This window comes from Sphaerospermopsis reniformis, assembly GCF_005402885.1.
GTDB classification, from domain to species: Bacteria; Cyanobacteriota; Cyanobacteriia; order Cyanobacteriales; family Nostocaceae; genus Sphaerospermopsis; species Sphaerospermopsis kisseleviana.
Window position 1 is genome coordinate 1 of record NZ_BJCE01000151.1, and the last position, 13507, is coordinate 13507.

Consider the following 13507-nt stretch of genomic DNA (forward strand, 5'->3'; position numbering starts at 1 on the left):
AACCTTGATATATCAAAGGTTAGAGGCTGATAAACACAGAAATTAGTGCAAGGGTTTTGAAGGGTATACCGGAAAAAGTGTGCATTTTTGGGGATTTCAAGAGATGGCAAAGAAATTTTCAAATCTCTTCCTGACTCCTGACTCCTGACTCCTATGCCCTCACGGAAAGACTTTCTCAGCAACCCCTAGTTACTGAAAAAGTATCGGATAGGATGGTCCTTGACTAATCTTATGAATGGCTAAACTCAGCCCTCTGGCTTCTGCAATTAAGGTGGGGAAGATCCACCAAGGATGAGTGATATGGTGTTTTGTGCGAATGGAGCGCAATGGTCGCCAAAGTATTTGCCATAGCCAGCCATTGGGTTTTGACTTTAACAGGTAATAGTAAGCTCCCACAGCATGGGCGGGTTGGGCAGTTCTCAGGTGGTGACCATAGCTGCGTGTTCCTCCCCTTTCTACCCGTAGGTGGTGAATCAGGGCTTTCGGTTCGTAGGTAATCAAACCGTATTTTTGACAGTAGCGATGGGCAAATTCCGCCTCATAGCGGTATGCAGCCCCTATGAAGTTTTCATCAAATCCCCCCAGGGCGATCGCCACAGTGCGCTTAATGGAAAAATTGCCCCCCATAAACTCCGTAATTTGCCGGGGAATGTTACTGGTAAAGCGAAATGGCTCCCCTGGTTGTAATGTCAGAGATTTTTCCCCGGGCTGTAGTACCTGTCCTGCAACCAGATCAGCTTGTTGATGGGCTTGCTGGTGAGCCTGTAGTAAATCCTCATGGGGGATAATATCATCATCGAGGAAAAGGACTATCTCACCTTTAGCTTCCAGGATTCCCCGGTTCATGGCCATGGGAATAGATGGTTGAGGTAGGCGAACCCAACGAATAGCGCCTTGTTCGGCCAAGCTGTTTAATCTCGACTCAATTGTTACAGCATGATTTAAGGTCTGGTCAATCACCAAAAGTTCAAATTCTGGTGTCATTAGTCGCTGTAAGGACTCAATGGTATCAAGCAGCACTTCTCCCCGCTCATAGGTGGGGATGATCACTGAAAGTTTCATTAGTTTTTTCCCAGTCAAAAGGTTAGTTAGGGTTTGCTGAATAAACCTAAAACCTTGATATATCAAAGGTTAGAGGCTGATAAACACAGAAATTAGTGCAAGGGTTTTGAAGGGTATACCGGAAAAAGTGTGCATTTTTTGGGATTTCAAGAGATGGCAAAGAAATTTTCCAATCTCCTCCTGACAGAATAAGGTTTTCAGTCAAGGTTTAAGGATTTCTGTTTTAACCTCACAAAATCGCTGGACAACTGCTAAACTGGGTTCTATTAAGCTGACAATTCTAGATCCGACTATAGAAAAATGGGTGGCTTTAAAAGCTAATTCTTGCACTAAGCAACCTCAGTAGGGCTTGCTGAAAAGGATAATTTACAGGATGAACACAGACCCTATGCTAGTATCCTATTCTCAGCTTTATGAACTGTTTATTGATCAGGTTATTGGTTTAAGTCAAAAAACAGATAGTCAAAAAACAGATTTTTCCTTAACTGCTTTAATCAGTAACTATATTAGCATGAATTACCAACTTAAATTACAACAAATAGACAAGTTAAAAGCCTGGTTAGATGATTTTAGACCATTTGATCAAACAATAATCACCGAACTCAAAAAGCTGTATGATGTCCGCTTTACTTATAACTCTAATGCCATTGAAGGCAATACTTTAACTCAAAGTGAAACTGAGTTAGTGTTAACCAAAGGAATTACAATTGGTGGGAAGACTCTTGATGAACATTTAGAGGTAGTTGGACATAAGGAGGCGATTGACTATATTGAGAGTTTAGCCCAAAAAGATACAGTAATTAATGAATGGGAAATTAAACAAATTCACAATTTAATTCTGAGGAAAATTCACCCTAATGAAGCGGGTTCTTATCGGCAATTAGATGTAATGGCAGCAGGGACAAATTATATTTATCCTCCCCATTATTTACTGTCTCAATTAATGACAGATTTTGTGATCTGGCTCAATTCAGATGCTGCTTTAACAATCCATCCTGTAGAATATGCAACCATGGCACATTATCGTTTTGTTTCTATCCATCCTTTTCGAGATGGAAATGGCAGAACGGCTAGATTATTAATGAATTTATTGTTAATTCGTGCCGGGTATCCTATTGTAGTGATTAATAATCAAATTCGTAATGATTATATTCATGCTTTGGCCTATGGACAACAAAACCAAGATGATTTAAATCAGTTGTTTGATTTGGTTTGTGATGCTACTATCAGTTCATTGGTGGAAACTTTAAGGTTATTGGTAACTGCGAGTAGTAGTAGGGAAAAAGGGCGGGTTTTTTATCAGGAAATTACTGATTTTATTGATAATTTTTTGATAAAATAGGTAAGTTGCTGTTTGAAATTAATGGGACAATTCCATTATTCAGGGCGATCGCGCTGGGTTTGGGTGTATCCAGGTTGTATATAATTATTCCCTGGTTCCCATCTGGATATTAAAAACTCTTAACAGCCCCGACAATTATTTCTATTTGTGAAGTTGTCAACTCTGGGAACATGGGTAAGCGTAATAAACAATCAGACAGAAGATTAGTATGATCCATCTTCCCATTCACCCGTCCATAATGCTTACCAGCAGGAGAGCTATGTAAAGGTACATAGTGAAACACCGCATTAATACCTTGTTCTTTGAGGTAGTTAATTAGCTGGGTCCGGGTTTGTAAATCCTCTAGCAGGATATAGTACATATGGGCATTGTGCTGACAGTCAGGGGGAATGATAGGACGGCGTAATTTACCGGATTTTTCTACAGGTTCTAGCAGTTGATGATAATAGTCCCATACTTTGAGGCGGTTGGTAATAATTTGTTGTGCTTCTTCAAGTTGCGCATAGAGAAAAGCGGCAATTAATTCTCCTGGTAAGTAACTAGAGCCTTTTTCTATCCAGGTATACTTATCTACCTGTCCCCGGAAAAATTGACTACGGTTAGTGCCTTTTTCCCGAATGATTTCCGCTGATTCTGTGAATTGGGGATTATTGATAATTAAAGCACCGCCTTCACCGGCGATAATATTTTTGGTTTCATGGAAACTAAAGCAAGCTAAGTCACCAAAACTACCAAGGGGTTTTCCTTTATAGGATGACATCAGTCCCTGGGCTGCATCTTCAATTAACAATAGTTGATGTTTGGTGGCAATGTGTTGCAAGGTATCCATTTCACAACCAACCCCGGCATAATGGACGGGGACAATGGCGCGGGTGCGGTGTGTAATAGCTGTTTCTACTAGGTTTTCATCTAAATTGAGGGTGTCGGGGCGGATATCTACAAATACGGGAATAGCTCCCCTGAGAACAAAGGCGTTGGCGGTGGAAACGAAGGTATAACTGGGCATAATTACCTCGTCTCCTGGTTCCAAATCAGCTAAAATAGCTGACATTTCTAGGGCGGCGGTGCAGGAGTGAGTCAGGAGGGCTTTGTGGGAGTGGGTATGGGTTTCTAGCCATTGATGGCATTTTTTGGTATAATTACCATCCCCGGCGAGTTGTCCGGCGTGGTGAGCTTGGCTGATATACCATAGCTCTTTACCGGTCATGTAAGGTTTGTTAAAAGGTATTTTATTCATGGGTTATTGTTTGTAGGCAATTACTAACAAAGAGCCGCCCCAGGGAAAGGAAAAACCTAGTTTAATCAACCAGCGTTCTACATCTAAAATTTTCTCTAAGAGGTAATTTAAGGTGCCACTAATTTTTAACTCACTGGTGGGGTCATAATTCTTTGATGAGCGCTGATTGAGTCGAGAAAGTAGCATTAAGGGTAAGAGCAGAGAAACAAAAGAGGTAACTTTTACTACTTTAAATCCTGTTTGCTGTAATTTGGTGATTAAATCTTGTTTGATATAGCGCCGGACGTGGTGAGCGTAGGTATCAGCTTGACTCCATAACCAGGGATGTTGGGGAACAGTCAGTATTATACCCCCCCCGATTGGAATAGCTTGATACATTTGTCTAAGTACATCCTCATCTTGTTCTATGTGTTCCAGAACGTCGAAAGCTCCAATAATATCAAATTCTTCCGCAAAGGGGATATTACGGGCATCCATTTGAAATAGTGTAGTTTTACACAGGCGGTCTGTGGCAAATTGTAAGCCGGTAGTAAATATTTCACTACCGCAGGTGATGAGGTGGGGGAGGTGTTTTTCAACTCCCTGAAGGACAAAGCCAGTTCCGCAGCCAATTTCTAGGAAGGTTTGAGCGTGGGGGAAGTAATGTTTAATGGCGTAAATGATTAAGCGGTTGCGGGCGCGAAACCAGAAGTTTTTGGCTTCTAGTTTTGCTAGTATGGGGAAGGCTGAGGCCTCAAATCCTTCGCTGGCCGCTGGGAGTTGCGGTGCAAAGCTCTGGTGTCCATCTAATATTGGGGGTGTGTAACCACAGGCGGGACAATCCCAGTTAGGTTGGTTAAAATGATGGTGACATTGGGGGCAGATTTTCATCGAAAATTATTGTTTATTAAAAAAAATATGTGATTTTTCCGTTTAATCAGGTTTTATAGATTCTATAATGATATGAGTATAGGGTATCCGTAATAAGTCATGACGGATGTTACAGGATGTATGTGGGGGGGAATAAATTATACCCTAGATTTAAGTAACCTTTTTCATCCCTTACATTTTGTCCCCGGTCTTTAGATATAATCCATCTGGCAATGGGTGATTGATTCTCTGTGTAGCAAGGCTCAACGGCTACTAATCGGCCTCCGGGTTTCAAGGCAGTGTGAGCTAATTTAAACAGTTTTTCTGCTTCTATATCGTCAAGATGATGTAATACTCCAAACACTACAACAATATCAAAATATTCCCTATATGTGAGGTTATCAGATGTGACCAGTTGACAGATAAAGGTTCCCTGATTGCCATAACGCTTTTTGGCATCACTAATATACTTTGGACTGGCATCAAATCCTATATACTCTACTTGGGGTAAGTAGGATAATAGATCAGCAGGTCCACAACCAATATCTAGTATGCGATCGCCACTATTAGTCCTAATATAATTTTTAATCAGAATATTATAGGCTCTATTCTGACCTAGTATTTTTTGAAATAAGCTATAAAAGAAAGGGATTGAAAGGATTGAGCGAATTCCTTGGGTAATTTGGGGCATATTAATTTTTTATTATTCTTTTGAGAGGTGGATTTTTACCCTTTGCTACCAATGATAATACCTAAGATAATTAATCCCAACCCCAGGGATTTGGGAATAGTTACGGGTTCTTTAAAGAAGATGGCGCTGAGGAACAGGACTAGGACAAAGGCTAAACTCATGAATGGGTAAGCATAGCTGAGGTCAAATTTAGTCATGGCGGCCATCCAGCTAATTGCTGCTAGGAATGCACAGGTAAAGCTACTAATTACCCAGGGGTTGAGTAGTAGTTTGATGATGTATTGTAGTTTGGCTATGTTGTCTGGGGGAAGTGATCCCGCCAGTTGCACTTGCCATTTAATCACAATTTGTCCGTAGACTGTGAACAGGATGGTTAGGAGAATGTACAAGTGATTAATAAGCATTATGAAACCTTTTAATTTATTTATTGCACTTTTATTGATGTTTGATTGAGGAGCTAGATGTAATATGATCAAAAATATTTTCTTGTTTTACGAACATAAGAGTATCTATAATACTTACGGCATCCTGAAAATTAGGTAAATTTTGGGTATACCCTTTATAAGGTCCATAAGTTTTATAAACTAACTTAATATTATTTTGATTAAATATTTCTTCGTTTTGATCAATGTAATTTTTTGCATTCATACCCGAAATATATTCAGTTCCACCCATTTGCTTAATTAGGGAAATTATTCTGTCAATCTTATTTGACTTTAAATGATAATCTTTAGAGGTAACAATTTTCGTTTTTATGCCAATAAAGTTACATAGGTTTTTGATAATATATTGATTTAATTGTGACAATGATTTCCATTCTTGTTTCAAATAAATATCCTCTAAAAACGGTAATAAGTTATCTAACTGCGGAGCTTTACAGTAGGTGTTTACTATGGATGTATAGTGTTTTTTTTGCCAAAAATAATTTTCTAAAATTACTTCGCTTATCTTAAGATTTACAGCTTTCTTGCTAATAGGTATAGTCAGCCAAAATAACCCATTTTTGGAGTATAGTTTGTTTCTATTTCGCCAGTCATTTTTAGTATACTTAACTTCATCTAAAAAGCAAAAAATATCTGCATCATTAATTAAGTCAAAGTATCCCTTCCAAGGAATATAATTTGATTGAAGAATTACAACTTTCATCACTTTTTATCACTAATTTAGCTTAAAAGGTTTTGTTAGAAATTTTTGTGGGTTACCTATTACCCAGGCATTGTCAGGTATATCTTTGCTAATTACAGTGCCTATACCTACATGAACATTGCTACCAATAGTGACATTGTTGGCAATAACTGTACCGCTACCAATAAAAGTTCCCTCACCTACCTTAACATTACCAGACAATATTACTCCGGGACTAATATATACTCCCTCTCCAATTTCACAGTTATGAGAAATTGTTACTGAATTATTAAGTAATACACCATTACCAAGATAAACCTCCTTATCAATGTTACACATAGGATACACAATTACACCATCAGACAAGTTTGCAGAAGGAGAGACGTAGGATGTGGGATGAACCAAACTTAACAACCTTCCCAATTCACGAATCTCCTTGATTAAGGCAACCCTTGTTTCCATGTGTTTATAACCAATACAAACGAGCCAATAAAAGTCTTTTAAGTGCCGCTTATAATCCGAAAAATATAAACATTCTGGTGAAGAAGATGTAACTGCGTAATCATCGAAATACACTTTAGGGCAACTAGGATAGTACAAATTAACCATTAGTTCTATTTGCTTACCTAACTCCCCAAACCCCAAAAATCCTATTTTCACTACTTTATTGCAATAAAACCAACATACTTAAATACGTGCCTGGTGATCGGCAATCCCTTGATAAGGTAGTCGCTCATAATACTAGCATATTCTAATCGCTGGTTTTTATCAATGGAGTTGTCATTAATAAGTTGTGCCTGTCCTAAGTACCAATGATACAGGAAATCAACTTTTTGAAACCCCACATCTAATAGTTGTTGTTTGATATCCTCTTCTCTTAGTCCTCCCTTGATATGTTTTTGGAACTCTGCCTTGACAAATAATCCTTTTTCTATGCCAAATTGCTGCTCAATTTCTTGACTTTTTTGGTTAATTGCTTTAATTTCCCTTAGTATAATAGGATCATAAGTTTTAGTACTATCCAGTTGCTTGATTTGATCCCAGAAATAAGCATTAGGACTTAGATCTGCATAAAATATGCCACCTTGTCTTAAAAATCTATATGTATTCAAAAATGTAGGTGACATATCGTATAGATGATCTAGAAAACTATAGGCGGTAGCCATATCATAATAATTGTTTTCCAGTTGAACACTGCCAGTATCTTCATTGATCAATGAAATTTTTGCAGTTCCTGTTTTTTCCACTTTGTCAAGCATTGGTTGGGTAATATCAACTCCTATTATTTCTTCAACATATTTCTTAAGTATGTTGATCATAAAACCAGTACCACAACCAAGATCAACAACTTTTCTCACCTTATGTTGGGCTACAATTGATTGAATAATGTGTTCAACTCTTGCTACACTTTCAGGACGGAAGTGGGGTTCCACAAAATTATACTTCTCGACCATAGCAGAGTGAACTGCAATATTTGCCTCAATAGCTTCCTGATAATTTTTATCTTTTTTACTAATATTCATCATCATTCTGTCTTTTGTTTAAATTTACGATGTTCTAGAGGTACATAATACTCCGAATAATTGCTGGGTACTTGGGCATAAAAACCAAGCTTTTGCTTAGCACGATCCGAAATATTATTTAAGTCCATATGTTCCATTGCTCTGGGGATATCAATCCTTTGCTTCATCCAAGGACGAACCATATTAATTGTTAATGCATGTCTCCACTCATTGGTCAAATTTTTTCCTCCTGCATGCCAAAGTGTTGCGTTGAAAAAGAAGATAGAGCCTGCCTTTTCAATTAGTCTCAAACTTTCTTGATAAAACTCCTCAGACTCAGGTGGTGTAAATCTTTCCTGACTATACGGTAAGAACCAAGTAGCTCCATTTTCCTCAGTGAAATCATCAAGTAGTATTGTAGCTCCTAAGTTAGTAATATAACCAGGAATTATCCTTGGACAATCGGTATGTATTCTTTCACTGTAGTTAGCTGCATTTGGTGGCATAGACGAAGAAGTATAAGCATAGACGATGCAACCCTCTCCTAAGATAGCATTGAATGGCTCCGTTACTAAATCTATTTCAAATAGATCACAAAATACCTTATCATACAAGCTACAAAGTAAGACCATCCCATAGTCCAAATATTTTTTGGTTCCATGGTATTTAACTTCACTGTTAATTGCTTGAAGTAATTCAAATTTAGCCTTACGAATAAACAACTCAGGTAGAGCACTTCTGACAATAGAATAACCTTGAGTCTTAATCTCATGTATGAAAACTTCTGGTTCAAACATATCTTCAAAAATTATGAGTTTCTTTAACAATATAAAGGGGTCTATTTTGTACTTCCCGTAAAATTCTTCCGACATATATGGCAGAAAGACCCGTCAGGAATATTTGAACTCCACCAATAAAAATGATGATGCCAATAGTCGAAGTGTAACCTGGTTGATAACTCACTAAAAAAAATTGTCTTAGAACCAGAAATAACAAAAGAATAAATCCTGTTATTGCCAAAATAAATCCTAAAATAGCTATTAAGCGTAAGGGTAAGTCCGAGAAAGAAATGATCGCCTCCACAGCCATCAACAAGCGTTTACTTAAATTATATGATGATTTACTATCTCTTCTTGATTGATGTTCAGTTACTACATATGTTTTGGTAAAACCGAGCCAATTTTCTAAACCCGGTAGATAACGCGAATTTTCACTTAGTTGATTATAAGCATCAATGAATCTTCTAGACATTATCCTGATGGTAGCTATGTTTAAAGGTATATTTTGTCCTGTTAGTTTGTTTAATAAAATGTTGAAAATATAGGATGTGTATTCCTTGAAATGTCTATCATTACGTTTTTTCCTCAACCCATATACTACATCACAATCACCTGTTAAAATATGAGGCAAAAGTACAAGTATATTATCTACGGGATCTTGCTGATCTACATTAATCATACAAATTAAATCACCTTTGGCAAACGCATAACCAGCAGAAACCGCTATATGTTGACCAAAGTTACGACTTAATGCAACCATTTTGACTTTGACACTGTGATCCCCTATTTTTTTTATTTCTTTCTCATCTTTAATGCCACTTCCATCTACAACAAAAATAATCTCTATTAAAACAACTTCTGGAGGTAAATTCAAAGTGAGGACTGATTTAACAAAATCATAAGCAAGATAGCTATCATTATATATCGGGGTAACTATCGAAAGTGTCATTATCGCTTTTCTTGTGTCTTTATCAATCATATAAGTGTAGTTTTTGAAATTATGAAATCAATTCGGTCTTATAGGATGTTTGGAAAGTCAAGAAAAGCTCAAGTAACGATATTCTGAGGGATGACGACGGATATATGAGACATTTGATGATGGTTGGAGTAAATGCAATTCTAGACTTGAGCTATTCCCCAGGGAATTTACTTCTGGTCGAACCCATTACAAGAGTATAGTTGAATTTGTTCCTGGGTAATATTCAACACTTGATTAAAGCCTAATTTAGTGGACTTAGTACAGATATCTTCCTGAGAAAGTGGACGATTCCAAGACTCTTTACTATAGTCTGCCATACCATAATTTTTAGTTAAATCACAGTCACTATTCTCACCTCTGACTCCATTTATTAGGGGTAATCCGGTCATTGCAGGAACTACAAAAGATTTGTCCCAACAATTTCTTGCGCCTCTGGGTTGCCAAAAGCCTGAAAAGTCCTGTGAAATATGAATGGCTAAGTTATCACCTGGTTCTAATTTCTTCGATTCAGTTAATTTAGCAAGTCCCGCTTGGATGTAACCCAACTCGGTTTTGGTGTTGAATATTTCCCAGTTCACACTGGGAGGGAAGAGTAACAACCCTAACTGACGCTGGCGTTTACTTAATCCTCTCAAATCAGTCAATGAATCTGACTGAGGAGAAAAAGAATCTAGAATAATTACCAACTGACTCGCAAACCCTAACCCCCTATCCTTGTAGCTAGAAATTTCCGGTGTTGAACTCCACAATGAGAAAATTAAAACTAACCCTATCAGTCCCCAACTAATAACAGGTGACAAAGGTTTAGTTTCATAGTCTAGGGGATCTACAATGAACAGAAAACCAGTTTGGCGGTTGACTGACCAATAGTCAGCTACAGCAGCCAAGGTAAATAATAATGTGACTAACAGCGCTGGGTCCACAAAATAACTTGCTGAACCCCCGCCGATTTCCAGTAAAACCCCTGGTAGTTGAGATGCTAAAAATAGCACTGTGAGGATGATCACTTGCGATCGCCCCAGGAATTTTTCTTGATTCCTCTGCAACCAGTAGAATGGGATGATTAACCCTAAAAATACGATATTTTGCCAAATAAATTGACTTGTGTAAGTGCGTGCAAAGTGAAAAGGATAAAAGATGTTAGTCAGATTTCCAGCACTAAAGTTAAAGGCTAAGGCTAAACATCCCACAAAAAAAGCGATACCTAAAGCTAGTAACAGTCCTAGATATCGCCACTTCTGTTGATTTAGAGGCCACATTTTCGGGATAAACCCACAGAGGATGAGAAACAAAGCCAGTATCACCCCGGAAGAAATCTTAGCTGCGCCACAAGCTAGGACTGCTACCACAGACAGTGTTAAGGGTAAAGGCTCAACTGTCAACCAGCGATTACTTTCCCTAGCTTTGTACAACCATCTTTGCCCTACTGGTATCATGACTATAAATATAGGTAGGGAAAAAGCATAGGATTCACTTGCTAAATAAGAATCCCAGAGGCGAGTTCCGAACAACCATAAACCTAAAAAAGTAAACCCACAAGCCACCAGTGTGGAAAGTGGAGTCGTTAGCAAACAGATGAAGGCTAAAACTGTAGCAAAGAAAACCGCCGGGAGAAAAGCTACTTGTTGGCAAATACCTAATAGTAGAGGTGCTTTTCCGCCTAAGATAGTAAGATTTGCCGCCACCCAACGATGTACACCAACATGATAGCTTAAAGGTTGTACACCATCTAATCCCGTTGATGGTGTATTAAATTTAGCCAGCATTTGCACAATGGCAGAATGAAACAGGGTGTCTCGGTGAGTGGTATTAGTATAAGCAGTGATGTCTGCGAATATATTGGCATAATTATCACCATTGACCACCAAGAAATAAATCACCGCGAGAATCATTCCCGCCCCTGACAGTTGCAGGGTTTTCATCACCGGTCGGTCTTGTGGGGATAAATATAATATGTAAACAAAGATAGTGGCGCTAATACCGAATATACCTAGAGGAATTAAACTCCATCTCCCTAGTAAGGCTACTGCAAATGGTAATCCCATAAACACCAGGGAACCTATTGGTAATATCCAAATGACATGGGAAATATATCGCCAAGCTAAAGCAACGCCGCCAAATAGTACACTAGGATAAACAAAGACACCCCACACCTGGCGAGTGATGGTAGAGTCCCAGGTGCGGAAGTGTAAAAATAATAGTGCGGTTACCAGAATATAAATAGTAAATAGGAAAGCTAATTCGCTCACTATTTGACTTTTGACGGCAAAATGTTCAAGTTTAGGTTCAGATTGTGACATATCAAAATTACTTGGCAAAGTGGTAGTCTAAATTAAAGAGTCAAGAAGTTAAATTTTTCCAAAAAGAGTTTTTCAATGCATCAAATGTAGAAATGCGTTCGTCGTGAACCGCAAGTACATCTGTAAGTTTGGGAAATTCTTGTGGCTCTACACACTCGCCACGAACTAGACTAGAGACTTGATAAAATTTACAGTAGCCGAAATTTCTCAGAATATTCAAGAGATCTATTGGTGTCACACCAGCGATACGTTGTGCATCGGGATTTATTTCAAACCAGAGGAAGGGCTTGTACTTCAAAAGGACTGATTGAGAACCTTGAAACACCATGAATTCGGCTCCCTCAACATCTACTTTGATCAGATCAAGTTGGGATATTTCAGTCTCCTCTACAACTTTGTCAAGGGTTCAGTTATTTTGTTTGTTAATGAAAGGATTTTTTGGGCGATCCGCTGATTTAAATTTAGTTTATTGTTTCTTCTGAAAGAAGTCGAATGCCAAACTTGCTGTAACGACTCGAAGTCTTTGATAGGTTGAACATCTGCTAGAGTTAGGATTTGTTGAAGGAATATCGAAAACTTTTTTTGCTCAGAGAAAAAGCTATTCCAAGTAAGTAAACTTTTTATTCCTAACTGTTTTGCATTGGGAAGTTGCGATTTGAGAATTTCAGGTATACGCTGAATTTCTGATTCAGGAATACGAATTGAGCATGATGACCAATCAATTCCGACTTGTGGTATCCAGTCATCGGATATAATCACTGGACATCTACCAAGGGACATGGCTTCATACATACGATAGGTTGACGGGGATGATCCTCGAGGACAAAGAACAAAATGGCTATTTAAGATTTCTTGTAAGAAAACATTTTTTTCCAACTCTGTGTGAGCATAAAAGGCTGTATTTATTCTGGTTAGAATCCAGTCTTTATTTGGAGGAATTTTTCTGAAAATTCTTTCACGTATAGGATGGGATTTTGCAGATCCCCTAAATGAAAAAAGAAGATTAGGGCTAAATTCAAATTGATATTCCTTTCTAAACTCCACTAACTCCTGATTATATTCTTTAGGATAGCAAGATGCTATATGAAAATTTTTCATAAAATTATTTCGAGTCAAACTTGTATAGCATCCAGGCAAAAAACCGAAAGTTGTATCATCATAGTTTATGGTATATATTTTACCCGCATATCGCTTTATGAAATCATCTTTTTTAAGCCTTTTAATATAATCAAGATGTTTAAATGAGAAATTTTCAAAAAGAATAATAACATCGGCTATGTCAGGATCCTTGACAAAGTTAGTCTGAGGGTTGTTTTTCTCAAGCAAGTCATTAAGCCAGAAGTTTAGAGAAACGATATCAGTATCATTTGGACTCGCCAGGTAGATTTTTTTATTTGTATTTTCGTTCATCATCTTTATTTATTAGGACTTACGCAACTGGCAGAGGCGATCGCGCCCAGTCATCGGGATGTCAAGGGTCATACCAATAGTAACCCAAGTTGCTAGTTATGAGGCGGAGTTTTTATGTTAATGAACGATTTATTTCATCAAATGGGAATGATACTGAAAGAAATTAGTGATGATATTGAGTATCTTTTAGACTCATTTCCAGTACCTATGTGTGATAATATCCGCATTTTT

14 protein-coding genes and 1 pseudogene are annotated in these 13507 nt (G+C 37.9%); 2 read left to right on the forward strand and 13 right to left on the reverse strand.

What is annotated here, in order from left to right; translation table 11 throughout:
* Positions 1-189 precede the first annotated feature (189 nt).
* Complete coding sequence (locus FFR48_RS18595) at positions 190-1062, reverse strand: glycosyltransferase family 2 protein (RefSeq protein WP_137668395.1); 873 nt, start codon at positions 1060-1062, stop codon at positions 190-192.
* 373 nt (positions 1063-1435) lie between these two features.
* Here FFR48_RS18595 and FFR48_RS18600 point away from each other — a divergent pair, with 373 nt between their 5' ends.
* Complete coding sequence (locus tag FFR48_RS18600; protein ID WP_236104110.1) at positions 1436-2404, forward strand: Fic family protein; 969 nt, start codon at positions 1436-1438, stop codon at positions 2402-2404.
* A 109-nt stretch (positions 2405-2513) separates the two neighbouring features.
* Here FFR48_RS18600 and rffA read toward each other — a convergent pair whose 3' ends face one another.
* The 12 genes from rffA to FFR48_RS18660 form a co-directional block, all read right to left on the reverse strand.
* The gene (gene rffA / locus FFR48_RS18605; RefSeq protein ID WP_137668396.1) at positions 2514-3641 is read right to left on the reverse strand and encodes a dTDP-4-amino-4,6-dideoxygalactose transaminase; all 1128 of its coding nucleotides are present in this window, start codon (positions 3639-3641) and stop codon (positions 2514-2516) included.
* A 3-nt stretch (positions 3642-3644) separates the two neighbouring features.
* Positions 3645-4511 carry a class I SAM-dependent methyltransferase gene (locus FFR48_RS18610; RefSeq protein ID WP_137668397.1) on the reverse strand — a complete coding sequence of 289 codons (867 nt, stop codon included), beginning with the start codon at positions 4509-4511 and terminating at the stop codon, positions 3645-3647.
* Between the two features lie 109 nt (positions 4512-4620).
* Positions 4621-5181, reverse strand: coding sequence for a class I SAM-dependent methyltransferase (locus FFR48_RS18615; protein WP_137668398.1), 561 nt, complete (start codon positions 5179-5181; stop codon positions 4621-4623).
* Positions 5182-5216: 35 nt separating this feature from the next.
* Positions 5217-5585: an EamA family transporter gene (locus FFR48_RS18620; RefSeq protein WP_201277646.1), complete on the reverse strand. Its 369-nt coding sequence runs from the start codon at positions 5583-5585 to the stop codon at positions 5217-5219.
* A gap of 31 nt (positions 5586-5616) precedes the next feature.
* Positions 5617-6327 (reverse strand): WbqC family protein, encoded by a 711-nt coding sequence (locus FFR48_RS18625; protein WP_137668399.1) that lies wholly within the window; start codon positions 6325-6327, stop codon positions 5617-5619.
* A gap of 12 nt (positions 6328-6339) precedes the next feature.
* A complete protein-coding gene (locus FFR48_RS18630) occupies positions 6340-6915 on the reverse strand; it encodes an acetyltransferase (RefSeq protein ID WP_137668400.1) in 576 nt (191 codons plus the stop codon).
* Between the two features lie 50 nt (positions 6916-6965).
* Entirely contained in the window at positions 6966-7835 is an 870-nt protein-coding gene (locus FFR48_RS18635; RefSeq protein ID WP_137668401.1) for a class I SAM-dependent DNA methyltransferase, read from the reverse strand.
* Complete coding sequence (locus FFR48_RS18640) at positions 7832-8605, reverse strand: phytanoyl-CoA dioxygenase family protein (protein ID WP_162501915.1); 774 nt, start codon at positions 8603-8605, stop codon at positions 7832-7834. Before FFR48_RS18640 ends, FFR48_RS18635 begins: the two co-directional genes overlap by 4 nt.
* Positions 8606-8609: 4 nt before the next feature.
* The gene (locus FFR48_RS18645) at positions 8610-9566 is read right to left on the reverse strand and encodes a glycosyltransferase family 2 protein (protein ID WP_137668403.1); all 957 of its coding nucleotides are present in this window, start codon (positions 9564-9566) and stop codon (positions 8610-8612) included.
* A gap of 167 nt (positions 9567-9733) precedes the next feature.
* The gene (locus FFR48_RS18650) at positions 9734-11866 is read right to left on the reverse strand and encodes a hypothetical protein (RefSeq protein WP_137668404.1); all 2133 of its coding nucleotides are present in this window, start codon (positions 11864-11866) and stop codon (positions 9734-9736) included.
* Between the two features lie 40 nt (positions 11867-11906).
* The gene (locus tag FFR48_RS18655) at positions 11907-12242 is read right to left on the reverse strand and encodes an FkbM family methyltransferase (RefSeq protein ID WP_137668405.1); all 336 of its coding nucleotides are present in this window, start codon (positions 12240-12242) and stop codon (positions 11907-11909) included.
* An 11-nt stretch (positions 12243-12253) separates the two neighbouring features.
* Positions 12254-13279 (reverse strand): exostosin domain-containing protein, encoded by a 1026-nt coding sequence (locus tag FFR48_RS18660; RefSeq protein ID WP_137668406.1) that lies wholly within the window; start codon positions 13277-13279, stop codon positions 12254-12256.
* Positions 13280-13384: 105 nt separating this feature from the next.
* On the opposite strand from FFR48_RS18660, the pseudogene FFR48_RS30750 reads away from it, so the two are divergent.
* A pseudogene (locus tag FFR48_RS30750) lies at positions 13385-13507 on the forward strand (IS982 family transposase); the annotation flags it as partial.

Coding starts and splice junctions, on each gene's coding strand:
- FFR48_RS18595 (WP_137668395.1), bottom strand. CDS start 1,062: ATGAAACTTTCAGTGATCATCCCCACCTATGAGCGGGGAGAAGTGCTG.
- FFR48_RS18600 (WP_236104110.1), top strand. CDS start 1,436: ATGAACACAGACCCTATGCTAGTATCCTATTCTCAGCTTTATGAACTG.
- rffA (WP_137668396.1), bottom strand. CDS start 3,641: ATGAATAAAATACCTTTTAACAAACCTTACATGACCGGTAAAGAGCTA.
- FFR48_RS18610 (WP_137668397.1), bottom strand. CDS start 4,511: ATGAAAATCTGCCCCCAATGTCACCATCATTTTAACCAACCTAACTGG.
- FFR48_RS18615 (WP_137668398.1), bottom strand. CDS start 5,181: ATGCCCCAAATTACCCAAGGAATTCGCTCAATCCTTTCAATCCCTTTC.
- FFR48_RS18620 (WP_201277646.1), bottom strand. CDS start 5,585: ATGCTTATTAATCACTTGTACATTCTCCTAACCATCCTGTTCACAGTC.
- FFR48_RS18625 (WP_137668399.1), bottom strand. CDS start 6,327: ATGAAAGTTGTAATTCTTCAATCAAATTATATTCCTTGGAAGGGATAC.
- FFR48_RS18630 (WP_137668400.1), bottom strand. CDS start 6,915: ATGGTTAATTTGTACTATCCTAGTTGCCCTAAAGTGTATTTCGATGAT.
- FFR48_RS18635 (WP_137668401.1), bottom strand. CDS start 7,835: ATGATGATGAATATTAGTAAAAAAGATAAAAATTATCAGGAAGCTATT.
- FFR48_RS18640 (WP_162501915.1), bottom strand. CDS start 8,605: ATGTTTGAACCAGAAGTTTTCATACATGAGATTAAGACTCAAGGTTAT.
- FFR48_RS18645 (WP_137668403.1), bottom strand. CDS start 9,566: ATGATTGATAAAGACACAAGAAAAGCGATAATGACACTTTCGATAGTT.
- FFR48_RS18650 (WP_137668404.1), bottom strand. CDS start 11,866: ATGTCACAATCTGAACCTAAACTTGAACATTTTGCCGTCAAAAGTCAA.
- FFR48_RS18660 (WP_137668406.1), bottom strand. CDS start 13,279: ATGATGAACGAAAATACAAATAAAAAAATCTACCTGGCGAGTCCAAAT.